Origin of the sequence: Mycoplasmopsis mustelae (genome assembly GCF_004365095.1) — a bacterium.
Lineage (GTDB): Bacteria > Bacillota_I > Bacilli_A > Mycoplasmatales > Metamycoplasmataceae > Mycoplasmopsis > Mycoplasmopsis mustelae.
Genome location: NZ_SOCN01000001.1, coordinates 171505 through 196226, shown reverse-complemented (window position 1 = coordinate 196226; position 24722 = coordinate 171505). Strand labels below are relative to the sequence as shown.

General features: G+C 28.0%; 27 protein-coding genes. 22 read left to right on the top strand and 5 right to left on the bottom strand.

Translation table 4 applies throughout. The annotated features are described in order from the left end of the window. Positions 1-3 precede the first annotated feature (3 nt). The 22 genes from BCF59_RS00820 (at position 4) to BCF59_RS00715 (ending at position 21150) form a co-directional block, all read left to right on the top strand. Positions 4-1221, top strand: coding sequence for an ABC transporter ATP-binding protein (locus BCF59_RS00820; protein WP_134110302.1), 1218 nt, complete (start codon positions 4-6; stop codon positions 1219-1221). Beyond that, positions 1221-1895, top strand: a complete 675-nt coding sequence (locus tag BCF59_RS00815) for a hypothetical protein (protein WP_134110299.1) — start codon at positions 1221-1223, stop codon at positions 1893-1895. The genes BCF59_RS00820 and BCF59_RS00815 overlap by 1 nt, the downstream gene beginning before the upstream one ends. 256 nt (positions 1896-2151) lie before the next feature. Beyond that, on the top strand, positions 2152-2874 hold the full coding sequence (locus BCF59_RS00810; RefSeq protein WP_134110297.1) for a winged helix-turn-helix domain-containing protein: 723 nt from the start codon (positions 2152-2154) through the stop codon (positions 2872-2874). Positions 2875-3079: 205 nt separating this feature from the next. Continuing rightward, the gene (locus BCF59_RS00805; RefSeq protein ID WP_134110294.1) at positions 3080-5095 is read left to right on the top strand and encodes an alpha-amylase family glycosyl hydrolase; all 2016 of its coding nucleotides are present in this window, start codon (positions 3080-3082) and stop codon (positions 5093-5095) included. Continuing rightward, complete coding sequence (locus tag BCF59_RS00800; protein ID WP_134110291.1) at positions 5082-6740, top strand: alpha-amylase family glycosyl hydrolase; 1659 nt, start codon at positions 5082-5084, stop codon at positions 6738-6740. Before BCF59_RS00805 ends, BCF59_RS00800 begins: the two co-directional genes overlap by 14 nt. Further along, entirely contained in the window at positions 6740-9115 is a 2376-nt protein-coding gene (locus tag BCF59_RS00795; RefSeq protein ID WP_134110288.1) for a glycosyl hydrolase family 65 protein, read from the top strand. Before BCF59_RS00800 ends, BCF59_RS00795 begins: the two co-directional genes overlap by 1 nt. After that, complete coding sequence (gene pgmB, locus BCF59_RS00790) at positions 9108-9776, top strand: beta-phosphoglucomutase (protein WP_134110286.1); 669 nt, start codon at positions 9108-9110, stop codon at positions 9774-9776. The genes BCF59_RS00795 and pgmB overlap by 8 nt, the downstream gene beginning before the upstream one ends. A 128-nt stretch (positions 9777-9904) precedes the next feature. Then, positions 9905-10228 carry a holo-ACP synthase gene (locus BCF59_RS00785; protein ID WP_134110870.1) on the top strand — a complete coding sequence of 108 codons (324 nt, stop codon included), beginning with the start codon at positions 9905-9907 and terminating at the stop codon, positions 10226-10228. After that, positions 10215-10997: a lysophospholipid acyltransferase family protein gene (locus BCF59_RS00780; RefSeq protein WP_134110283.1), complete on the top strand. Its 783-nt coding sequence runs from the start codon at positions 10215-10217 to the stop codon at positions 10995-10997. The genes BCF59_RS00785 and BCF59_RS00780 overlap by 14 nt, the downstream gene beginning before the upstream one ends. Further along, positions 10975-11739: a segregation/condensation protein A gene (locus BCF59_RS00775; RefSeq protein WP_134110280.1), complete on the top strand. Its 765-nt coding sequence runs from the start codon at positions 10975-10977 to the stop codon at positions 11737-11739. The genes BCF59_RS00780 and BCF59_RS00775 overlap by 23 nt, the downstream gene beginning before the upstream one ends. Then, entirely contained in the window at positions 11729-12304 is a 576-nt protein-coding gene (gene scpB / locus BCF59_RS00770) for an SMC-Scp complex subunit ScpB (RefSeq protein WP_134110278.1), read from the top strand. Before BCF59_RS00775 ends, scpB begins: the two co-directional genes overlap by 11 nt. A 110-nt stretch (positions 12305-12414) precedes the next feature. Beyond that, positions 12415-12687 carry a hypothetical protein gene (locus BCF59_RS00765; protein WP_134110275.1) on the top strand — a complete coding sequence of 91 codons (273 nt, stop codon included), beginning with the start codon at positions 12415-12417 and terminating at the stop codon, positions 12685-12687. Position 12688: 1 nt separating this feature from the next. Continuing rightward, positions 12689-13402 (top strand): hypothetical protein, encoded by a 714-nt coding sequence (locus tag BCF59_RS00760; RefSeq protein ID WP_134110271.1) that lies wholly within the window; start codon positions 12689-12691, stop codon positions 13400-13402. 75 nt (positions 13403-13477) lie between these two features. Next, positions 13478-13933 (top strand): hypothetical protein, encoded by a 456-nt coding sequence (locus BCF59_RS00755; RefSeq protein WP_134110268.1) that lies wholly within the window; start codon positions 13478-13480, stop codon positions 13931-13933. Between the two features lie 322 nt (positions 13934-14255). Further along, a complete protein-coding gene (locus tag BCF59_RS00750) occupies positions 14256-14612 on the top strand; it encodes a hypothetical protein (RefSeq protein ID WP_134110265.1) in 357 nt (118 codons plus the stop codon). Position 14613: 1 nt separating this feature from the next. Then, entirely contained in the window at positions 14614-15357 is a 744-nt protein-coding gene (locus BCF59_RS00745) for a hypothetical protein (RefSeq protein ID WP_134110263.1), read from the top strand. Positions 15358-15500: 143 nt separating this feature from the next. Further along, complete coding sequence (locus BCF59_RS00740) at positions 15501-16061, top strand: hypothetical protein (RefSeq protein WP_166666780.1); 561 nt, start codon at positions 15501-15503, stop codon at positions 16059-16061. An 85-nt stretch (positions 16062-16146) separates the two neighbouring features. Next, a complete protein-coding gene (locus tag BCF59_RS00735; protein ID WP_134110257.1) occupies positions 16147-16986 on the top strand; it encodes an RluA family pseudouridine synthase in 840 nt (279 codons plus the stop codon). An 8-nt stretch (positions 16987-16994) separates the two neighbouring features. Continuing rightward, positions 16995-17294: an Asp-tRNA(Asn)/Glu-tRNA(Gln) amidotransferase subunit GatC gene (locus BCF59_RS00730; protein ID WP_134110255.1), complete on the top strand. Its 300-nt coding sequence runs from the start codon at positions 16995-16997 to the stop codon at positions 17292-17294. Next, on the top strand, positions 17294-18619 hold the full coding sequence (locus tag BCF59_RS00725) for an amidase family protein (RefSeq protein ID WP_134110252.1): 1326 nt from the start codon (positions 17294-17296) through the stop codon (positions 18617-18619). The genes BCF59_RS00730 and BCF59_RS00725 overlap by 1 nt, the downstream gene beginning before the upstream one ends. After that, positions 18612-20036 (top strand): Asp-tRNA(Asn)/Glu-tRNA(Gln) amidotransferase subunit GatB, encoded by a 1425-nt coding sequence (gatB, locus tag BCF59_RS00720; protein WP_134110249.1) that lies wholly within the window; start codon positions 18612-18614, stop codon positions 20034-20036. The genes BCF59_RS00725 and gatB overlap by 8 nt, the downstream gene beginning before the upstream one ends. Then, positions 20017-21150: a YhjD/YihY/BrkB family envelope integrity protein gene (locus BCF59_RS00715; protein WP_134110246.1), complete on the top strand. Its 1134-nt coding sequence runs from the start codon at positions 20017-20019 to the stop codon at positions 21148-21150. The genes gatB and BCF59_RS00715 overlap by 20 nt, the downstream gene beginning before the upstream one ends. 33 nt (positions 21151-21183) lie before the next feature. On the opposite strand, the gene BCF59_RS00710 is transcribed toward BCF59_RS00715, so the two are convergent. Genes BCF59_RS00710 through BCF59_RS00690 form a run of 5 tightly spaced genes read right to left on the bottom strand, consistent with a single transcriptional unit; the run spans position 21184 to position 24712 of the window. Next, complete coding sequence (locus tag BCF59_RS00710; protein WP_134110243.1) at positions 21184-21654, bottom strand: MPN499 family protein; 471 nt, start codon at positions 21652-21654, stop codon at positions 21184-21186. Further along, entirely contained in the window at positions 21641-22516 is an 876-nt protein-coding gene (locus BCF59_RS00705; RefSeq protein WP_134110240.1) for an HAD family hydrolase, read from the bottom strand. The genes BCF59_RS00710 and BCF59_RS00705 overlap by 14 nt, the downstream gene beginning before the upstream one ends. Then, positions 22497-23162 (bottom strand): L-ribulose-5-phosphate 4-epimerase AraD, encoded by a 666-nt coding sequence (gene araD, locus BCF59_RS00700; protein WP_134110868.1) that lies wholly within the window; start codon positions 23160-23162, stop codon positions 22497-22499. The genes BCF59_RS00705 and araD overlap by 20 nt, the downstream gene beginning before the upstream one ends. 43 nt (positions 23163-23205) lie before the next feature. After that, positions 23206-24081: an L-ribulose-5-phosphate 3-epimerase gene (locus BCF59_RS00695; RefSeq protein WP_134110237.1), complete on the bottom strand. Its 876-nt coding sequence runs from the start codon at positions 24079-24081 to the stop codon at positions 23206-23208. Further along, positions 24056-24712 carry a 3-keto-L-gulonate-6-phosphate decarboxylase UlaD gene (locus tag BCF59_RS00690; RefSeq protein WP_134110235.1) on the bottom strand — a complete coding sequence of 219 codons (657 nt, stop codon included), beginning with the start codon at positions 24710-24712 and terminating at the stop codon, positions 24056-24058. Before BCF59_RS00690 ends, BCF59_RS00695 begins: the two co-directional genes overlap by 26 nt. Positions 24713-24722: the final 10 nt, after the last annotated feature.

The window sequence follows — 24722 nt, the reverse complement described above, 5'->3', positions numbered from 1 at the left end:
TTTATGATGTTTAAAAAAGACAAAAAAAATATCACTGATGATTCAATGCAATTAGATGAACTCGCATCAGGTTTTGAAACTATTGATATTGATAAATTAGTTTCCGAGGTTGGTGAAATATATGATTCAAGCAATGGCGCCGATATTAAGTTGGTTAATCTTTCTAAAAAATACGAAGGAAATGAAAAATATACTTTAGAAAACATTAATTTAGATATCAAAGCAGGAACCTTCTGTATTTTTTTAGGACCTAGTGGTTGTGGTAAAACTACTTTGTTAAGGATGATAGCAGGATTAAATTCCATTACTAAAGGAGATTTATTATTCAATAACAAAAGATATAACAATCTTTTACCAAATGAGCGCAATATTGCAATGGTGTTTCAATCATATGCTTTATATCCGCATATGAATGTTTATAATAATATTTCCTTTGGTCTTAAAATTGCGCGTGAGCGTAAAGATGTGATTGATAAACGTGTTAAAGATGTCGCAAAAATTTTAAGAATTGAAAATTATTTATATCGCAAGCCAAGAGATTTATCTGGTGGACAACGCCAACGCGTTGCTATTGGTCGTGCGATTGCAAGAAAACCATTAGTCTTTTTAATGGATGAACCGCTTTCAAACTTAGATGCGAAACTACGTGAAAGTATGCGACGTGAAATTGTGAATATTCACCGTTTGTTAAATACCACCAGCATTTATGTTACCCACGATCAACTTGAAGCAATGACAATGGGTGATCAAATTGTAGTTTTTAATGATGGAAAAATTCAACAAAATGGTAAAGGTAAGGATTTATATTTTAAGCCAGCAAATATTTTTGTTGCTAAATTTATTGGTTCTCCCACTATGAATACTTTTGATGCAATTAATGATAATGGAATTATAACATCGAATGATGATAAAATTCAAATTAAATTAGATGTACAAACAGCAACTTTATTAAAAAATCAACAAAAATTAGTTATTGGTTTTCGTAGTGAAGATTTGCGAATTATACATACTCCAGTAGAAAATTCAGTATTAGGTAAAATTTCTAATATTGAATTAATTGGTAAAGATCAATTAATTACAGTTCGCGTTAATGAAAATATAGAATTTATTGTGAATGCTTCAAACAGTGAAGAATTTGAATTATATTCACATGTTTATGTAGAATTTTTGATATCAAGAATTCATATTTTTGATGCACAAAGCGAAGAAAGAATTAACTAATGAAGAAAAAAATAGTTTTACAACAAAATTACTTAGCCCGTAAAGCCTTATTAGCAGTAATCACTTTCTTTTTTGTATGTATAGTTGTTTTACAAGCTACTTTATTTACTCGTTTTTATCAACAAATGCAAGCAGAATATTACTATCTTTTAAATTCGGATGGTGCTGTTAATCTAACTGTGCAACAAATTTATGATGCTTCTCCATCATATCAAATTCGCGAAATGTTTTGAATCTTAAATTCTTTAACTATTTTCTTTTCATTAATTAGCATTATGATTTTGACTTATATGCAGGTAATTATTTATACTAATAAAGGAAATGCAGATTCAAACTTTATGCTTTTATTTTGAATTATTCCGCTTGTTTTTATCTTACTTTTCTTTGTAAATGCTTTAAAACCTGCAAAAACTTTTCTTACTACATATGCCCCTACTGATTATGGACTAAAACCAATTTCGATTGGGGAGTTAGGTGAAATTAATTATATAACTTCATATATTGCAATGGCTTTAGCATTTGTAAATATAGTTTTTATTATAATGGCTAAAAAACGTTTTGGTTTTGTTTCGAAAGATAAAATTATAGCAACAAAACCACATTCAGTAGAGGATTTGCGAATTCGAATCGATCAACTTTTAGAAAATCAACAATCCAATTCAAAACTCTCATAAATAAAATTTAAAAAAAATATATATTTAACAAAATAAGATCAGTTTTTCCTTATTTTATTCAAAATTCAAATCTAAAAGCTACACTATAAAATTTAAATAAAATAGTGTAGCTTTTAGATTTACAATTCAGCAATTTCGCATTCACTTACATTGGATATATTTATGCAGTTTTTAGATGCTTTTAAAAATAATAAATAAAATAGAGATCGAATTTGAAACTTATAAGAAAATAAATTAGTTTTGATAAAATATTAATATGAATAATGTAAGAACTAATCGAAAATACGTTAAAGATTTCCAAGAAACGCAACAAAATAAAAGAAATGTAATTCAAACTAAAACAAACAATTTAATTGAGTATTTAATTGATTTAATTGCAAGTAAAAAGATACCGGTGAATATGATAATGCCATCAGAACACCAATTGATGAGTCGTTTTAATTGTTCGCGTTCTGTAGTAGTTTCTGCATATCAAAAACTTTTTTCAATTGGTGCAATTTATTCAATTTCTAAGCGTGGGCATTTTGTTGCAGAGAATTTTCATAATTTAATTAAACCAATTAGTTATTTACTTAATGTAGACAGAATTTTAGGACAAGAAACAAAAAATAATCTCCCTACATGATTTAAAGAAAAAAATATCATATTTTTAGCAAAACACCGTTCATTTAAACTAAGTTATGAGAAAAAAGGTGAAATAATTGCCGAAGCAGATATTTATGTCTCTACTAAAAATATAGATGAATTTGAACCAATTGATCTTCGTAGGCCGCTTGTTAATATCTTAACAGAAAGACAAAGCTTAAAAAATATGGTTTATGAACTTAAATATGAAAAAGTTAATAAATTTAATTTAAATTATATGGTGGTTGTTTCGTTTTGGGGATATGATGATAATAGTATTTGTATAGCAGGCAAATATTATATAAAACCAGAACATTTTAAATTTTATCATCAAGAATTTTCTTTATATATCTAAAAATGTTTAAAAATATCTTTTTTATCTATGCTATAGTTACAAAAAATATTTTTAAATTGTTAAAATTGAATTTCAAAAAGCATATTTTATGCCTTTTTTTATATATTTCTTACACTTTTAAATATTTAAAATTTGCGTTCTTTGATACGTCAAGAAATTAAAAAAAATAACAAAAGAGAAATCATTTGTCTTTATAATTTTATGCATGAAGATTAAATATAAAAATACTAACTTCTTTAAAGAATTTGATACAAAATATGCCTATAAAAAACCTGATTTAGGAATTAAGTTTTTAAGTGATAGTATTCAATTAAAATTATGACAGCCACTTGCTCACAAGGTAAGAGTATTTGTTTATGATAAAAATAATACATCAAAGATAATTCAGATTTTTGATAGTCAAAAATTAGACACCATTTGAAAAACTTTTCTTCCATTAGAACTAGAAGGAAATTATTATCAATATCAAATTTGACATCCGGACGGTCAAATAAATTTTGCGTTAGATCCTTATGCAATTTCTTTAGCCGCTTTTGATTGAGAGGGCGATGAAAAGAAAATTGCTTTTGGCGCTTTAGTTAATATCAATTCTAAAAAAGCTGGTAAAAAACCAAAAACCTTACAAACTCTAAATAATAATCATACTGATAACTATATTTATGAACTACATGTAAGAGATTTTACAAGTCTAAAAAGCCAAAAAGATTTTCAAAATAAATTAGGTACCTTTAATGCTCTGCTTGAAGCCGACCTATTTGGATATGTTAAAAAACTTGGTATTTCACATGTGCAATTGTTGCCAATTCAAAGTGTTTTTTCATTAAACGAACAGAATCAAAATATTTTATATAAAAATAAAGGTTCGCATTGAACAACCAATTATAATTGAGGTTATGATCCACATAATTATTTTTCAATTAATGGTCAATATAGTAGCAATCCGAATGATCCATATGTTAGAATTGCAGAATTTCGTAATTTAGTGGCACAAGCACACCAAAAAGGAATTGGCGTGATTATGGATGTTGTTTATAACCATATGATGACTAATAATATATTCAATAACATCCTGGATGGATATTACTACCGTGATAATGCAAAAATAAAACCAGTTATTTATGCGCCGCTAGCGGATGAGCGCTATATGGTACGTCGTCTTATGATAGATTCACTAAAATACTTTGTACAAGAATTTGGAATAGATGGATTTAGGTTTGATTTATCATGTTTTCATCATAAAGAGACTATTGATATGATTGCAAAAGAATTGCGCGCGATTAATCCTAACATTATTTTATATGGAGAGGCATGAAAATTTAGTGACTTAAAATATTCACAAAGCTATATCAAGGGAATTTCTGGTAATAATATTGCTTTTGGTTATTTTAACGATACAGTACGAAATGCGATCAAAGGCGATGAGCATTCAAAGTTTCAACCCGGTTTAATTTCAAAATTTGATAAAAAATTATTTAAACAGTATGTTTCCTCTGTTGTCGGTAATATTAGTGATTTTGAATTTGGTGAGATAAAACATTCAAAAGTTTCTTATGATCTATTTGCAAATGACATTGCAATCAATCTCAATTATGTAGCGTGTCATGATGGAATGACTTTATGAGATAAAATTAATACTACAACTCAGAATATTTCGTTTTTACAACGTATTGAAATGTATCGCCAGGCATTAATGATGACTGTTTTTTGTCAAGGAAGACAATTTGTTTTGGCCGGAACTGAACTATTGCAATCTAAACCTTGTGATATATCAGGCGAAGAAGCGGATAAATGCGTATTTGGAAATTATGATGATTTTAATGAGCAACCCGATAATAATGCTTGACATTGAAATTCATATAAAACTACTGATTATACAAATGGCTTAAAATGATTACATTTAGAAAATAGAGATGTGCAAAAATATGTCTTTGATTTCTTTAAGAAGCTAAATAAATTTCGTCAGCAAACTGAATTTTTCAGATTAAGTACTAATCAAGCAATTAAAGAAAATTTAAAATTTCAAATAGTAGATCAAAAGCGAGGAATTTTAAGTTTACAAATTAAGGTAAATAAACAAACTGTAGAAGTGATTCATAATTTTTCAGATAGCGAATTTAGCTATGATAAAGATAAAAAAGTTTTATTTAGTTCAAAAATTAATTATACTAAAGGAATTTTGCAACCACATCACTCAGTTTTATTAGAGGTTAAAAATGGTTAAATTACAAGATAAAATTATTTACCAAATCTTCCCGCGCTCATTTTACGATGCAAACAATGATGGTGATGGAGATTTACAAGGAATTATTGCTAAACTTCCATATTTAAAACAGTTAGGAATTAATGCGATTTGATTATGTCCAACTTATGATACCAATTTTGTAGATGCAGGTTATGATGTTTTAAATTATAAATCTGTTTGAAAACAGTTTGGAACCCTAGAAGATTTCAAAGAAATGTCTTCAAAAGCAACCGAATTAGGTATTGATATTATTATGGATATTGTCTTAAATCACGTTTCAAATCAACATCAGTGATTTCTAAAAGCGTGTGAATCTGAAAACAACATTGAACATAGTTATTTTATTTGAAGAAAACAATTAAATGAACAAGAATTAAAAGCACAAAGTATTTTTGGTGGATCTGCTTGAGAATATGTGCCAAGTGTGAAAAAATATTATTTTCATTTATTTTCTAAAGAACAAGTTGATTTAAATTGAAGCCATCCAAATACAATTAAAGCAATGGCCGAAGTGATTGATTTTTGGTATGATTTAGGGGTTCGTGGATTTAGATTGGATGCTATTAAACATGTGTCAAAAACTTTTGATAATGTAGAAGCAAATCCTTATTTTGCTTGATGTAAGGGTTCTGTAGAATTTCTAAAAGAATTTAACAAACAAGCTTTTGCTAATAAACCTGATGCATATACGTTAGGTGAAGCATCTGGAATAACGGCTGATGAATTACTATATTATGGAAAGGGTGAACGGCAAGTTTCTCAAAATTATTTTAATTTTTCATGATGATGAATCGGCTGAAGTGGTCAAACCGGCAGAAATGGTTACGATGCAAACTGAGATTATAAACAATTTGTATATCAACAACAACCATTTCAACATAATAATTTAATTACAACTGAAATGTTTACAAACTTTTTATCAAACCATGATACTTCACGTAGCATTTCACGTTGGGGTGATGAGGGGATTTTTCATAACGAAGCAGCAAAAACTCACGCGTTAATGTTGATGACATTAAAAGGAATTCCATGTATTTATTATGGTGAAGAAATCGGTTTATTAAATACACATTTCAAGCATCGTAGTGAATTTAGAGATTGTGATATTCAAAATGGTTTTATCGATCTAGTTGATAAACAAAAAATCTATAGTGAATCTGAATTTTTAAAATATCTTAATATCAATTCGCGTGATTCTGGTCGTTGTTTAATGCAATGAGATAATTCAACTAATTCTGGATTTAATGCAGGTTATAAACCATGAATTAATCTAGGTAGAAATCCTGAAATTAACGTAACAGCAGCATTAAAAGATTCGAATTCTATTTTTTATTTTTATCAAAAACTAATTCAAATGCGCAAAGAAAATTATCGTAATTTATTGGTTTTAGGAACATCTGAAATCACACTTACTAAAAATGGTTTAATTAAAATTACTAGACAATATCAAAATAGTAAACTTATTGCATATTTAAATATAACAAAACATCAAATTGTTGAAAAAATTGAATTAGGAGATCAAATTTTATCAACATATCAAGATCAAAAGATTGTTAAGAACTTTTTTAGACCTTATGAATCAATTTTATTATTTCAAAATTTAGAAAGCCAAAAGGGGAAATAATGGATTTTTTAAAGTATGACGTAGATAAAAAGCGTATTTCACAAGTTAAATTTGACCGTTCTGTAACCGCAAAAACCGAAAGTATTTTTGCTTTAGGAAACGGCTATATGGGAATCAGAAGTGCTGACGAAGAACGTGCCGCATATAACAAAGAAGATTTTTTTGTTAATGGGATGTTTAATAAAGACACTAAAGACGATGCACCAGAATTAGTTAATTTAGCTGATTTAATGACTACACCAATTATTATTAACGGAATTACTTTTGATGTTAAAGAACGTGATAATTATCATAAAACATTATATATCTGTGAAGGAATTTTAAAACGTAACATAGAATTACAACGTAATCACGGAAAATACTGCTTTAGTTTTGAGCGTTTTGTTTCGCGCGATGATGCCAATGTATATGCGCAGCGCATTACTATAAAAGTGTTAGAGACTACCGATAACAAAGAAGTAAATATTTTATTAAAACCAGCAATTAACGCGCAAGTAACAAATACTGGAACTCAACATTTTGCCGAGGGTTTAAAATCACGCGTGACAACTGAATCACTACAAATGGAGCAATGCACCACTTTATCAAAGCGTTGAGCAATTCATAATTTAATTACCAAATGTTATTTAAATGATCAATTATTACGTGGTGGAAATGATGACTATGTTATTGAAATGAAACGACGTTATGTTGGTTTTAATATAAAAATTAAAGCAAAAGCAGGCGACATAATTGTATTAGAAAAATTAATGTCAGTGCATACAAGCGTTGATAATAAAAGCTATTTATTATCAAAAAGCGCTATTAAAGATCGTGCTAATAAGAAACACCAAGAGCTTTTAAAAACTAGTTATGAGACTTTAAAGCAAGCTTCAATTGAAAAAATGTATCAACGTGTTTGAAAAGAGTTTTATGTCAAAATTGAAGGGGATGCAGAAAGTAAATATGATTCATTAGCATTCGACTTTGCTATTTTTCATCTTAACGGTTTTGTGCCACGTCATTCAACCAATTTAAATGTTGGTGCTAAAGGACTTTCGGGAGAAGGTTATCAAGGACATACATATTGAGATACCGAGTTTTTTATTAACCCAATTTATTTATTTAATCGTCCAAGAATTGCACGTAATTTATTAACATATCGTTATAAAGGAATTCAAGGAGCAAGAGAAAAAGCTAAAGAAATTAAAGAAAGACCACAAGAAAGCAATTTAAAAGGTGCACAATTTCCTTGAGAAATGGCATGACCTAGTGATGGTGAAGTATGTCCATATTGAGGGCAAGCTGATGTTGTTACGGGTCAACAAGTTCCGATTGCTTCGCGTCGACAAGAAATTCACGTTTCAGCCGACGTTGCTTATGCCGTTAATCAATACTATCAAATTAGTAATGATGAAAAATTTATGGAATTAATGGGTTATGAAATGATTATTGATACCGCTATTTTTTATGCTCATCGCGCTGAAAAACAACCTGATGGAAGTTATCAAATTTTAAATGTGATGGGACCGAATGAATATAAAGGAAACATTGACAATAATGCATATATTAATATGATGGCTAAGTATAATATTGATTTAGCTTTAAAATATATCAACTTTTTAAAAAAGAAAAAACCATATTGATGAGCAATTATTAAGTCAAAAATTCCATATCAAATCAATGTTTCAAAACTTAAAGAGGTTTCTGAGAATCTTAAACAACAACTACCAAATAAAGACTTAATTATTGCAGAAAATGATCAATTTTTAGGTCTTAAAAAAGGTGATGTCTTACCATTTCAAATGCTTGCTGATGCAGGAAAAAAGTTATTTAACACTGCCGAAGGAAATGCATTATTATCTTGTCAATTAGTTAAACAGGCTGATGTTGTTTTATTATTAAACATACTGCCTCATTTATATTCTAAAGAAATTCGTAAGGCAAATTTTAATTATTATGAACCTATCACAACACATGATTCATCTTTATCGCCCGCAACATATTGCATTGAAGCTGCGCGCCTAAAAATGTTGGATAAAGCATATGATATGTTCAAATATGGTATTAATATAGATTTAGGTCCTAAAATGCATACCTCAGATGCCGGAATTCATGCTGGTTCATTGGCTGCAATTTATCAAATGATTGTTTTTGGTTTTGGTGGTTTAGATTGACATAATAATGCACTACATTTAGACCCAATTTTGCCAAAGCAATGAAATAAACTGACTTATCGTTTTAAATATCAAAATGCATTATTTGAGGTTATTTTAAATCGTGATAATTTTAGTATACGCACCATCGATTCAAAATTCAAGGGATTTATTTGAATTCAAGGACAAAGACGAACTGTAAATAAACATCCACAAGTATTTAAGGTGCAATATGATTAAAGGTATAATTTTCGATTTAGACGGCGTGCTTACAGATACCGCGGTTTTACACTTCCAATCCTGACAGCAAATAGTAAAAGAATTAGGTATTAATTATACTTATTTAGAAAACGAAAAATTACGTGGATTACCAAGATTAGCAACACTGCAAGCAATTTTAAAATTAAAAAAACCAAATTTACAACTTTCAAATGAACAATTAATTCAACTTTGTGATGCTAAAAATGAGTTGTATCAAACATTTTTAGCAACTGAAATTAACAAGGATTCATTACTTCCTTCAATAATGGAATTTTTAACCGCCGCAAAAAAGAAAGAGTTAAAATTAGCGATTGCTTCAAGCAGTTATAATGCACCTTTAATTTTAAAAAAATTAGGAATATTTGATCTTTTTGACTATATTGTAAATCCTGCAGACATTAAAAACGGAAAACCAGCACCAGATATTTTTATAAAGGCAGCGGAAGGAATTGATTTAAAAACAAACGAATGTTTTGCAATTGAGGACGCACCATCAGGGCTACAAGCGATTAAGTCTGCAAAGATGCTTGCAATTGCAATTACTCATGATTCTAATGAAGATTTTTCAAGCGCAGATTTGATTTTAAATTCTACTGCAGAACTAAATTTAGATAATATTTTAGAAAAATTTAATGCTTAAAAAATTAAACTAACTTAATTTGTGTAAATTAAAGTTAGTTTAATTTTTCTTAATATTTTGAAATAGCTAATGAAGCAATTTTATCGTGTTAAAAAGATAAATTATATTATAATTTACATATGAAAAAAATGCAAATAGGTGTGGATTTAACACGTATTTCGAGCTTTGAAAATAAAAAAGAAAGTTTTATTAAAAGAATCTTATCTCCACAGGAATTTTTGGCTTATCAACAAACACCTAAAAATTTGCAAACACTTTTTTTAGCTAGAAGCTGAGCGATCAAAGAAGCGATCTTTAAAGCTGATAATCGTCATTTTAGTTTTGCTAAAATTAATATTTACAAAAAAAATAACGTCTGAAATTTTAAAAATTTTAAAATTTCAATTTCACATGAGGGTGATTATTTAATTGCTTTTGTGATAAATTTAAAGGAGTCGAATGAAAAAAATTAATATAAGAATTTATCTCAAAATTATCTTAAGTGGATTTGCATGACTTCATAGATGATTTAAAGTAAGATCTTTATCGAGAAAATATCGCAAACAACCTGATGCGGTTTCAAAAGAGCAAAGATATAAATTCATTTTAAAAATATGTCAAAAACTTATTAAACTCTATAACATAGATTTAGAAGTTGTTGGTTTAGAGAATGTACCAATAAATGGTTCGGTAGTTTTAACACCAAATCATAAATCATATTTAGACGCAGTTGCCTTAATTGTTGCATTAGAACAAACCAACCCGGAATTTTCGGAAAAACCAAGAATTCCTACCTTTGTAGGTAAAGCAGATTTAAAGAAAAGCAAAACTATTTATAATTGTATGCAACTTTTAGATTCATTTTTTATAGATAATAAAAATGTGCGTAATAGTTTAAATACCTTGAAGGACTTTGTGGATTTTGTAAAGGTTGAAAAGCGTTTTGGGTTAGTTTTTCCTGAAGGGACTCGTATCAAAAAACCTGAAGTTGGAGAGTTTAAAGGTGGCGCCTTCAAAGTGGTTCAAAATTCATATATGGATATTATTCCGGTTGCGATTGAAAATAGTTTACACGCCTTTTCAATAAAACGCAAAGGCAGAACTACAATGAGGATTACATTTTTACCACCACATAAAGCTAAACATAATATCACAAAAGATCATTTAGCAATTGCTTCAAAAGTACAACAACAAATTTCAGAAATAGTAGGCAAAGAAAATGAGCAGGATAAACAATCTTAATTATAATTATGAGCATCACTTTAAATTAAATGATTTTGATGGACCATTGGATTTATTGCTCGAATTAATTAAACGTAAAAAAATTAGTATTATGGAGGTTAATTTAATCGAATTAGCTACCCAATATATTTCAATTATTAGTGAATTAAAAGAAGCGGAGATTGATGTAGCGGGCGATTATTTGGTAATGGCTACTACTTTAATTAATTTAAAAGCAAAAATGATTTTACAAGGCCCAGATGAAATTAATGAAGAAATAGAACAAGAAAAACAAGTTTTTTTACAAGATTTAGTGCAATATGAACAATTTAAGCAAGTTCGTGAAGCTTTAAAAACGTTTCAAAACCAACGTGCTGATATTTATATAAAAAAACCAAGTAATATTGATGATTTTGTTTTAGATTCCGATAATTCTAAATTAGATGGACGTTCAAACCCGGTAAAATTAGTTAATGTTTTACGTAAAATGTTTGAACGTGTATATGCACAACACTTACGTCAAACTAAATTAGAAAAATTTAATTTAACTCCGTCGGATCAGTTTCCATTTATAAAAAAACTCTTAAAAGAACACGAAGAACTATCGTTTGAAATGGTGTTTAGTCAACCGAGTCTAAACCATTTTGTTATCACTTTAATCGCAGTTTTAGATTTAGCTAGACAACAATATTTAGTTATAGAACAAAACGAACAATTTGACACAATTGTTATTAAGAGAGGAGTAAATTTCAATGAAAAATAAAATATTAGAAGCCTTACTTTACGTCCAAGGTGATGAGGGATTAACTTTAGAACAAGTTAAAGAAATTTTTGGTTTAAACACATTACACGAAGCTAAAAAAGTTATGATGGATTTTCATAAAAGTTTTAATGAAGAAGACCGTGGATTAAAGGTGGTATCCTTTAACGAGGTCTATAAATTAGCCACACGCGAAGGCGTTAAAGAATATATCACTAAAATGGTCTCTATTACTAGACCACATCGCTTGTCTAACGCTGCAATTGAAGTAGCAGGAATTGTAGCATATAAACAACCAATAACCCGTAGTCAAATTAATCGTGTTCGTGGAACAGCTTCTGATCAAGTTATTAATACCTTACTTTTAAAAGGTGTAATTGAAGAAGTAGGTATTTCACCTACACCAGGACGCCCGGTTTTGTATGGTGTAACTAATAAATTTTATGATCATTTTAAAATTACAAATATGCGTGATTTACCAAAATTAGATGATTTTAACTATATCGATGGTGTAGAAAATGAAGCAAATGATTTTGATTTATTTGCTAGTCAAAGAGAATATAAATAACAATTTATAAATAAATTATTGCTATTTATTTATATATAAACATACATAAATAAGGAGAAAAATAAAAAATAAATAAATTTAAAAAAGAAACATTTAATAAAATAAATCATTTGTCAAATAAAATTGATACATTAAGAGAAGTTGGTTGGGTCGTAATAAACGAAACACCACAAACAGATTATTATTGAAGAGGTGGTAAAGGTGGGAAAAATACTGTATTTAAAAATTTAAAGACAGGTGAAATATTAACCATTGATGAAATGATACAAAAGACTGATTTAGAATTATATATTTTGGGACTAAAAAAAGTATTTAATCCAAAATTAAATGAATGATACATAAGAAAATTACCTAATCATACCAAAAAGGATAATTTAGGCTAGTATGACTATTTTTATGTTTGTTTTACCGGTAATAACAACTTTTTTACTTATTATTTACATCACAATTTTTAATACAAAGTTTTTTATAATTCATTGAATTGCGTATGATGTCTATCAAAGAGATAAACAATTAAATTTAAAGACCTATAATCAAAAATTTATTGATGGCTATCTAACATTTAAAAAATATGCCTCTATAAAAATTAAAGAAAGAAGTATATTAAATTGGAGTTTTCATGCATCTAATCTATCAGTTATTTTAGCAGAAATCTTTATGTTTATTTTTGTTAATGAGCGAGAATTATGAAACTATAAGTTAGGTACCGCAGGAACACTTATTTGCTGTTTGATACTAACATATTTTGCTTATCTAGTATGATATATGTCATCTAAATCTAAATATTTAAAAATAATGCTTAATTATTTTGACTTAAAAATTAAAAGCATTATGGTTAGTGCGGATGTAGAGGTTTTTGATGCAATATATAAAAATAATTCATTAAAACCAATTAACTATATACCTATACCAACCAATTCTATGCATCAAAACACAGAAATACTCAATACATATCATTTTAAGAAAATATTTAATCAAAATAATGATGCATATTTAGTCTACTACTTTTTTGTCGCTAATATGCATTTTGTGCATAGTGATTCATATTATTTATATTACAAAGGCCTATATGCAGATTATGCAAATTTTTATAATTAAAATATTAAGGAACGTATGGATGCACAAGTGTTTATTGTAATATTGTATAGCACAATTTTTTATTATTTTTGACTAATGTTGATGGGCCTTTATAGTTGATTAAAAACAAAAGTTAATATAGCATTAAAAAGATTGTTTATATTAACAACTCTTAGAGGAATAACTATAAATAACATATATAAGCAGGGTGGAATTTTAGTAATTAAAGCATTTTTAAGGATTGCATTATTTGATTTTATAATTATTTTGATATCAATACTATATATTGTTATAGATTTAAAAACTACAAAGTTTCCGGTTACAACAAATTATTATCTTATTTCACTATATATTTTGATTTTATTAAGCTTAATTATGGTTTTTATAAATTTATTTCAGTATTTTGATAAAAAGAAGCAATGAAAATTAAAGATAAATTATTTAAACTTTGATAATAATGGTTTTCACTTTGATAAAGAATATCAAGTTGTAAAAAACTTTAGTGAAATGAATTTATTTGATGTGACATTGGGTATTAAAAAAAAGAATTAGTTTAAACTACAAAATACTTATTAGCTATTGTAGGATTTTGTTTTATGTAAGTGATTTAAAAAGATTTCAAATATGATATTTTTTGATTTATGGATATCATTTTAATGAGATTAACCAAGGATCATTAATTTATGAAAATTTATACCAGAGCTTTGTAAATAAATGAAATGAATTGATTGAAAAATAGTTTTAAAAACATTAATAGAGAAAGTTAAAGTTACAAAATTTTTATATAAAAGTTTAAATTAAAAATAAAGTTACTGAATTAAAAATTAAATAACTTTGATAAAAAAATCATTTTAAAAATAACGAAAGATAAAATATGAAAAATTTATTATTTAAATTAGGCGAACCAATTGATGGAGTGGTTGGTTTAGCAAATGTAGTCGTACAAACACATGAACCTCGAGGGTATAAAGAAGTTGATTCAAAGTTCTATCTAGTGTGAGAAAAATTCAAAGAAGTTATTCATGTTAATTTAAAAGAAGCACTAGGTAGATTTTCAAAAATTTCAAGTTTTGTCAGAAGATTAAAAAAAGTCTTATTTAAAAAACAACTTTTAACTAAAACAAAACAGCAATTACATAAAATAGGTTTAACAAAGGTTTTTAATCCTAGAATTAATGATTGATATATAAGAAAATTACCTAATAAAATAAAGTGGGATAATTTAGGTTAAAATGGATTCAATCTTTTGAAAATTATTAATTTTTTTCTTGGTTTTTGGTATTACATTTCGCTACATTCTATCTTTTTTAAAATGAAAAACTACGAACGGAAACCTTTTTAATTTTTTATTTGAAACAACATATATTAGACAAATAGAAATTAATCCACAAAAATATCACAGTAATTTTGTCAAAGGATTTTACTACTTAAAAGATGAATATCTTAAGATAAAATCAAAGAGAATTATGATTTTAGTTTTTTATATAATTATTTTTCTTATATTCGCTGTTGGATATATAGCAATTTCTGCTTTAACTTTAGAGGATACTAATGCTAATTCAATTTCATATTCTGCTTTTTTGGGTTCTATAATATTCTTTGTTATTCTTCTTTTAAGATATTTTATTAATATCGATTCAATGATTCTAGCACATCGCAACGTAAATAAAGCTATCAAAAAACAAGAAAATTTAATATTAGAAAAAGGTTTTGATGATAATGTTGAAGTATTTGATAAAAAGTATATAAATAACGGGTTTCAACCTATTAATTATATAGTTCCATTCCAGATCAGTTTTAAATATTTAATCTATATTTTTAATGTGAAAAAACTTAAAAAAAGATTTAAGGACGAGCAAAAATGCTATTATATTTATTTCTTTTTTATAGCTAATATGCATTTAAACAAATCAAATGTATATGACAGATATTATCGAGGTCTTTATCAAGATTTAGCAAATTTCTTTAATAAATAAAGTGAGCGAACATGAATGATTTAATATTTATAATAATTTTTGTTACTATTTTAATTATTTTGACTGCCTTTATTGCTCATTTCTCTTCTAATATGTTCACTAAAGTCAATATAACCAAAATACTTTTTAAAAAATGAGATATTTTGATTTATCACAATAAAGAATTAAAAGTTCATAGTTATTTTAAGAGAGGGGCGTCCGCTTTTGTAAATAGTTATTTAACTAATTTTATAATTAATTTAGTTATTGGTAACATTTTAATAATAATTTTAGGTATTGGTTTATTTTTTAAGATAAAATATAGTATTCATATTTCGTTTTTTATTTTATGAGGTCTATTTATATTAATGATTTTATTAATTTCTTTTATATTTTTCTATAAATATATAAAATATAAAAAAATTTTTCGCAGTTATTTAAAGCATTTTATTTTTGATGATACTGATTATTTCTTTGATAAAGAATATTCCGAAAATAGAGATGCTAACATAAAGCTTTGTATTGATTTTTCAGTTAATAAAAAATTTGGCGTTATGTTGAACTATTCAAAAATGAATTATTTAACCTTAATTAAGAAAATTCAAATATACTTATTTTACTTTATTATTTGAGGACATCATTTTATTGAAGTAAATCAAGGGAATGAAATTTGAGAAGATTTATACCAAGAATTTGTGAACCAAAAAAACAAAGGTGCGTGATAATGACGTGCTTTTGTTTTTTTCAATGTTTATCGATAGCAGTGCTAAAAATATTAATGTATAATTTAATAATTAAATTAGGAGTAAAATGTACGAAATTATTGCAACTGAAAATGATGCTGGAAGAACTTTATATAAATTATTATGCAAGTATCTAAATAATCTTCCACTTAGTAGGATAGAAAAACTTTTTCGTAAAAAAGATATCAAAGTTAATCAAAATAGAAAAGTAACGAAAGATCAAGTTGTTAATTTAGGTGATTCTATAGTAATTTATGGTGTCAATGACCTAAAAAAACCTGAAACATTTCAAAAGATTTCTTATGATTTCAAAATAATTTATGAAGATAATAATATTTTAATAATAGATAAAAAATCAGGTGTAGTAGTACATAGCGAAACTAATTGCTTAGATAATCAAATACTTTCATATCTAAATTATCAAAATATAGACAGTTTTAAACCTAGTCATATTGGTAGATTGGATAAGGAAACAAGTGGCTTAATTGTTTATGCTAAAAATTATGCCACATTGGTTGCTTTTAATGAAAATAATCATCATTTTATTAAAAGATACTTATTTAAAAGTGACTTTAATCTCCCGTATTTAGAATTAGAATTATATTTTTATAAACAATCCGACGGAAAAATAAAGACATCACCAAAAGCAAAAAATGGTTATAAATATGCAAAGACGATTTTTTATTTAGATGGTAATAAACAAATTGCAGAAATTAAAACAGGACGTAAGCATCAAATCCGTTTAAGTCTAAAATACCTTGGTAAACCTATTTATGGTGATATCAAATATGGTGGAAAAAGAGCAAATAGATTAATGTTACATTCATATTATTTAAAAATCGATTCATTAACAGGAAATTTAAGTTATTTAAATGGTTTTGAATTTTATTCAAAACCAAAATTATAGGAGTAAAAATGACTATAACAAAGGATAAGCTTTATGATATCGTCAAAACATTAATGTTTGAACCGACCGAGCAAGTTATAGATGAAATAATTGAAAACTGACATGAACTAGAAGCAAAAATTAAGTTTTTTGATAACTTAGATTTAAGCAACGTCAAACCAATGAGTCACATCGATGAAACCTTTTATACTGATTTTCTTAGAGAAGATGAATATCTAACTGAAGATCGAATAGAACGAAAACAAATTTTATTAAATGCTCCTAGTGCTGATTTGGAATTTGTGACAATAACAAAGGTGGTGAAATAATGCGTCAATTAAAAAACAAAGGAAATTATGAAAAAGCCTATTATTGTTTAAAAAACGATGCAAATAACGCAGTTGCACATATGTTAGATTACAATCCAGATGCATATGTTAAAAATCAAATTTTATCTGGCGCTGTTTTAACTATTAAAGATAATTATGCAACTAAAAATGATATAACTAGTGCTTCAAGTTTAATATTAGAAAATTTTAAACCAGGTTACAATGCTACTGCTGTTGAAAAATTATTACAAGCAGGAGCGCATCCGGTTGCCAAAGTACATTTAGATGAGTTAGCCTTAGGCGGAACTGGAACTTATAGTGCATATGGTTTAATTGCCAATCCCATAGATTCAAACCGCCTTGTTGGAGGTTCATCATCTGGTTCGGTTGCTACCTTTACTAAAGATATTTCGATTGCTTTAGGTAGCGATACCGGAGATAGTGTTAGACTTCCTGCTAGTTATAACGGAGTAGTAGGTTTTAAACCATCATATGGAGCAATTAGTCGTTATGGTCTTTTTGCATACGCTTCTTCATTAGACACTGTTGCATATTTCTCTCACTATGTCAACGATATAATTTTAGCTTCACAAGCAATGTTTGGTAAAGATAATAAGGACATGACATCAAAAGAAATTGCAATTCAAAATATTCAAAAACAAAAACCAGAAAGTGTTTTAATTTTAGATTTTGATGATTTATGTGAAAATTATGTTACTGAAGCAATGCAAAAATTAGAAGCAAAATTATTAGCAGAAAATATTACAGTTCACAAAGTCAGACCAAATTTAGATATCTTGAATTGTATTAAACCTGCCTATGAAATAATTTCATTTTCTGAGGCTAGTTCAAATTTAGCGAACCTAACGGGTGTTGGTTTTGGTAGTAGGGTTGGTGCTTCTCATTGAGAAGAATTAATTCGTGAGACTAGATCACAAAAATTTGGAAGAATGGTACAAGAACGTCTATCGTTAGGAAGTTATTTCTTGTATGCAGAGAATATTGAAGAAATGTTTTTTAAAGCACAAAAAGTTAGACGTGTGATTAAGGACTACTTGACTCATTTACAACAACAAGCTGATTTAGTGTTATTTGCTGCAGCACCTTCAATTGCTCCATTACTAAAAAGCAATAAAAAATATGGAGTAATGGATTATATTTTAACTGCAGCTAATTTAGTTGGAAATCCATCACTTACATTACCCTTGGCTAAATATCAAAATTTACCATTTTCACTAACTTTAGAAACCGAAATTTACCAAGATGCTAAATTATTAGCATATGCTGAATATTTAGAAGAATTGATCGGGGGTGGTTGTGAATAATTTTGAAGTTATTATCGGAATTGAAATACACGTAGAATTAAAAACAAAAACCAAAATATTTTCAGCGATGCCAATTGATTTTGATGCACCCGCCAATACTTGTGCAAATCAAATTGATTTAGGATATCCAGGAACCTTACCACAAGTCAATAAACAAGCCGTTAAATATGCTATAGCCTTAGCAAAGGCACTAAATATGCACATTGATAAACAACTACGCTTTGATCGCAAAAACTATTTTTATCCTGACTTACCTAAAGGTTATCAAATTACGCAGTTTTATCATCCAATTGGTTCGAACGGAAAGTTAACCATTCAAACAGAAAACGGATTTCAAGACATTGCTATTGAACGGATTCATCTAGAAGAAGATACTGCACGTCAACATCATAATGGAGATATCACACAAATTGATTACAACCGTGCCGGAGTTCCATTAATTGAAATAGTAACTTATCCAGTGATAAAAAACGCAAATGAGGCAGCCGCATATGTAGATATGATTAAAAAAACGGTGCAATCACTCGAAATTTCAGAAGGAAGATTAGAAAAAGGTTCATTAAGAGCGGATATTAATATTTCACTTAGACCATATGGTGTTGATTACCTTGGAACAAAAGTAGAGATTAAAAATATGAACTCCTTATCTAATATTAGAAGAGCAATTGAATACGAAATAAAATTGCAAACTCAAAAAATTTTAAAAGGCGAAACAATTTTACAACAAACCAAACGCTTTGATGATCAAAGTAATAGTAATGTTGTGATGCGAACCAAAACTGGAGTGGTGGATTATCGTTATTTTCCGGAACCCAATATTCCTTTTATTCAACTCTCTGATGCTTTCGTTGATTCGGTAGTATTAAAAGAGTTACCATTAGAACGCAAACAACGTTATGAAGCAGCCAAAATTCAAAATATTTATATTAACAGTTTATTAGATGATATTGAATTGGCAAAATATTTTGATTCAATTCCATATGAAAATTTAGAACAACTATCAAAGGTGTTTTTTGCTGAAGTGGTTTCGTTAGCTAATTCAAAAGGTGTTTTGGCTTATAATTTAGGCATTAAAGCAACTTATATTGCACAAGCAATGCAACTTTTAGATGCTGAAGTTATTTCGAGTAAATCGCTTAAGAAATTAATTCCGCTTTTAGTTGATTTTAATGGTGATATTGATACATTGCTTGATGAGTATCATCTAAAACAAATTACCGACGTTGAAATGATAACTAATTTATTAATTGAAATTATTGATAAAAATCAAACATTAGTAGCTGAATATTTGAATCGTCCAGAAAGAGTGTTGAAGTTTGTATTAGGTAATTTGATGAAACAAACTAACGGACAGGTTAATCCAAGTATATCAAACCAAATTGCAACGAGAGTTTTAGATGAAAAATTTAAAAAATAAAACCTTAACATATAAAAAAATGTTAAAAATGCGAGTACCGAAGAGTATTTATAAAAAATATTATTTAAATATCATTCAATATAGTACTTTTGTGTTTTTTACTAAATTATATGAAAAAATTATTTTAGGAATAATTAGTATTTTCGCTCATTTTTTAATACGCGCAAGCAGTCAATCCCAAAAAGCCAAACGTAAAAAAGTTGTTTTAAATGTTTTTGAAAAATTTTGAGCAAATGATTATAATTTTGTATGACTTTCAACAGCTTTTTATATGCTAATTTCCTTTGTTTCAGTCATTTATATTGTTAATTTTTTAAATATTTCTATAAATGATAACATTCATGCATTTACAAATTATGTTTCTCCATTTTATCAAAATGCAGTTGCTAATGGAAATGCTAGCGAAAGTGTATTTCAAAGTTTGTTTAATATAACCATTTTCAATAAGTTTATTCCGGGCAGCGATTTATATTTTAGTCCACAAAATAATGTGATTGTTAATTCTACTTTAAACAAATTATATTCATTGATTCCAGGGTCATTTGTAGCTATTCCTTCGTTATATATTGCTGCAGGCGGATATGGAAAATTAATTACTTCGTTTAATGTGATTTATTCGCATGAAAGAATTGGAACATATTGGGGGAATAAGGTTAAAGGTTTGTTTTTGGTTATTGTGGTTTCGGTGATTTTGTGAGGACTTTCAACTATTCATATTTTTGTGCAGGCCAGAGTTTTTATAAGCCATAGTTTGATCGACTCGGCTTTTAATGATTTTTTATATATTTTATTTACTATAATCTTTTTTGTACTAACCTTTTTATTTTTATTTAAACTAACCCCATCATTTAAATTGAATTTTAATTCAATTTATCGCGGAATGATTATTTCAACTACTCCTACAGTATTATTGGTCATCATTTATACATATTTAAATAAACTCTTTTCTTATTCCAAATATGGGGCGGCGGTCGGGTTTTTCTTTAGTATTGGCTTCTTTGTCAACTGATATGTTTATTTTATGTTTCTAGGAATTATCTTTAATAATGCTTATTATAAAAGCTATATTAGTACGCGCACAATGCCTAAGAGAATTCATGCTTGATTATTTTAAAAAAGTTGTTGGTATTGCTACCGAACAACTTTTTTATTTACTAATAATTTCAAGACCGAATTTGGTTCATTGAACTATCAATTTTTCTTCGTTGCGTTTGTTTTTTTGATAGTAGTATTCAAAGTATTTGGGTGTAAAGAAAAATGTATATCCCGAGTATAGTGTTTTTATGGTTTTAAAGTTAAAGCGAATAATGAGGTTTTCTACTACTTCTCAATCAAAAAAGTCATGCTCGCCGAGTTTAGATAATTGATTTAATTGTAATTGAAAATCATAATTTCGGTATTTTAATAAATTATTAAAATGTTGAAATTTGGTATCACCATTGAAGGAGAAAATAATATTTAAATCTTGTAAATCATTCTTTTCGATTAAATCAACTAATGTAAAGGAGTGTTTTAAAGCAACATTTCTTGATTTTGGAGAAAAAATCTTAAGAAACGAAGGAACTAATCAAAAACCATTATCCATCTGGTTTACTTTAACATTTTTAACGTTTTTCATTGGTGTTTATTTGAGATAAAAATTTATAGATGCCATCCGAATCGTTATCATCGGTTATAAATGTGGCAAATTTCTTTACTTCTGGTTTTGCTTGACCCATCACTATTGAAAATTTAGCAGACTGAAACATTGAAATGTCGTTATCTTCATCGCCAAAAACAAGCGAACGATCTAAATTGATATGATATTTTTGAGCTAATAATTGTAAACTTCTACCTTTTGAATTATTTAAAGGCATGATGTCATAAACATGTACTTGTGAGTTAATAATATAAATGTCTGAGATTTTTTGCACCTTAGATTCTGAAATATTAATGCTTTCTATAGCTGTATCACGCTTAATTACTAAAAATTTTAGTATGTCGTGTTTGTCTGGGTTAAATTGATGTTTTTGGTTGTTTAAATCAAATCAGTCAAAGTTAAATTGGTTTTCTTTATCGCGTTTTGTGATGGTACTTTCTAATCATATAAATCAGTCGGGTTTTTGATGGTTTTGATGAAAACCATAAATTTGTTCGCAAGTATAAATTAAAAATACTACTTTGCTAGCGATTAACGCATCAAAAACTTCTTTAGCTGCTTTTTTTGTAATAGGATTTTTATAAACGATTTTATTATTTTTAAAATCATAAATTAATGAACCATTACAACAAATAGCAGGGAAGTCACAATTTAAATCAAAAAATTCTTGTTTGGCCAAATAATGTGGCCTTCCAGTAACAATAGAATATTTTTTTCCTTGTTTGTGCATTTTTTGAAGAATTTCTATTGAACTGTGTGAAATATTTTTTTGAGAATCTAATAATGTTCCGTCTAAATCAAAAAATAAATAATCAAAATCACTATTTTTTAGTTTGTCCATAGTAAGCGTTTGGTCCGTGTTTTCTAAAGTGATGTTTGTTTTGTAGAGTTTTATTGGCTTGTTGTTTATTTGGATCGATAATTAAGGTATTAATTGCCATTTTAGCAACTTCTTCTAAGGTTAAGGCTAAATTAACTGCATCTTTTGGATTTTTGATTGATCAAACAAATGGTCCGTGTTCTTTAACCAAAGTTGCACTGGTAGATTCAAAGCTGAGATTGTTTTTTTGATAATGTTCGATGATAACCAACCCGGTATTGTGTTCATAAGCACCGTTGATTTCTTCGTCAGTTAGTTCACGAGTGCAAGGCACTGAACCATAAAAATTATCTGCATGAGTAGTTCCAAAACACTTGATTTCTTTTCCGGCTTGTGCAAAACCAACCGCGTATGGTGAGTGGGTATGTACAATTCCTTGGATGTTGGGATTTGCTTTGTAAAGTAAGGTATGTGTTGGGGTGTCACTAGACGGATTTAATTTTGAATCGATGACATTATTATCCATATCCACGACCACCATATCGTCAACGGTCATAGTTTCATAATTTACACCTGAAGGTTTAATTACCATTAATTTACGGTCTTTGGTAATCCCTGAAACATTTCCTCATGTATGAATTGCTAATTTGTATTTATATAAAAGCATGTTAGCTTCATATACATCTTGTTTGAGTTTTTGAATTTCTTCTTTATTCACCTTTAGCTCGCTTTCATTGTGTGTGATAAAATTCTTTAGCTTGTTTTAATAGTGCGATGTTTTCATCAATAGTTTCGTTGGGTTGGTTTTTAGATCACATTTCAATTAAAATTGGGACATTTAAATCGTTTTTCTTAATTGCCTTTAAAGATCTAACAAAATTTACACTTCCTTTACCTCAAGGTACTTCTTTGAATTTATTTGGTAAGGTATCTTTAAAGTGAAAGGCTATGATTTTATCTTTTCCTAAAAAGATCTCGTTTTCAATATCTGGTGTAAATTGATTTAGGTTTCCTAAGTCTGGATAAATATAAAATAATGGTGAATTAATTTGTTTTAAAAATGATAAACATTTACTTATGGTTCCGGCAAAAGGTGTATCCATAGTTTCAAAAGCTAAGGTAATGCTATATTTTTGTGCTAATTTGGCTGCTAATTGCATTCCTTTAACAAAGTTTGCTTTAGTGGTTTCATTTGATTTTTCGTAATAGACATCATAAGCTGCTAATTGAATAGTTCGTATTCCAAGTTTTTTGGCTAAAATTAACGCTTTTTGCATTATTTCCAAGGCTTTAGCGCGTATTTTTGGATCTTTTGAGCCAAATGGATAACGACGATGTGCACTTAGACACATTGAGTTAAAATAAAAATCTTTTTTTATTAATAATTCTCGTAGTTCGTTAATTTGGGTATTGGATCAATCTAAGCGTTCTAAACGAAAGTCTGATTCGTCGATACTAAATTCAATAAAATCAAAACCAGCCGCTTTTGCAATGTTAATTTTTGTGGCTCAATCAAATTTATTGTTGATTGCCTTTTCATAAATACCTAAAAATCTTGCTTTATTTTCAGTATTTTTTGAATTCATCTTTAAATTCCTTTGCAGCCATTTCCGGGTTCTTAGCGTCACGAATTGATCTGCCGGCAATGAAAATAAAAATAGGAATATCTTTAAATAATTTGATATCTTCTATCTCTACTCCACCGGTTACGGTAACTTTAAATCCCATCTTAGCCAGTTTTGCAACAGTATCAATATCTTTTTGCCCTCACTTAACTCCTGCCGCTTGTGCGTCGCGAGCACGGTGCCAAACTACTTGTGGAACTCCGGCTTGTTTTCATTCTTGTACTTGTTGTCAACTAAAGTTATTAGTCATTTCTACTTGAATTTCTTTATTTGGTCCGTAAGTTTTAGCAAATTGAACTAAATCAGCCATTGTAGCTGTTTCGGCGGCACAAATTGTGGTAATAAAGTCAGCTCCGTTTTCAAAGAACATTTTTCCGAAAACTTTACCAGCATCGGCAATTTTACCATCGGCCACGATAATTTTATCTGGAAATGTCTTTTTTAATTCGGTAATTGCTTTTTTTCCTTCTGATGCTAATAAAATAGTTCCTACTTCAATTACATCGATATATTTTGATGCTTTTTTTGCGGAATTAATCGCATCTTCAATACTCAAATTATCCAATGCAATTTGTAATAAAGGTAAAGCCATAATCTCCTCT